The organism is Streptomyces sp. SP18CS02 (assembly GCF_036322365.1).
In the GTDB taxonomy this organism is placed as follows: Bacteria; Actinomycetota; Actinomycetes; order Streptomycetales; family Streptomycetaceae; genus Streptomyces.
Map to the genome: position 1 here is coordinate 1 of NZ_JAQYXC010000247.1, position 422 is coordinate 422.

The window sequence follows — 422 nt, forward strand, 5'->3', positions numbered from 1 at the left end:
CACAAAAAAAAAAAAAACAAAAACCAACAAACCCCCAACAAAACACCACCAAAAAAACAAAAAAAAAAAAAAAACACCCAACAATTAACCCACCACCAAAAAAAAAAAAAAAAAAAACCAACAAAAAAAAAAAAAAAACCCCAACAAAAAAAACAAAAACACGCACCCCCCCCCCCCCCCACACACCCCACACAGACCTGTCACCCACCAACCACGCCACCCCCCCCACCCCCCGCCCACGCCCGACACACACCCCCCAACCCCCACAAACCCCCCAACGCCACAACAACCAAACAACAAACAAAACAAAAAAAAAAAAAAAACCCCAACAAAAAAAAAAAAAAAAAAAACAAAAAAAAAAACAACCCCACACCACAAAAACAAAAAAAAAAAAAAACCACCCCAAAAAACCAAAACACACC

At 39.6% G+C, this 422-nt stretch carries 1 protein-coding gene; it reads right to left on the bottom strand.

The window, feature by feature from the left end; genetic code table 11:
- Window positions 1-84: 84 nt before the first annotated feature.
- Window positions 85-422, bottom strand: a 338-nt coding sequence (locus PUR26_RS34580; RefSeq protein WP_329868987.1) for a hypothetical protein, incomplete at its 5' end; no start/stop codon positions are given.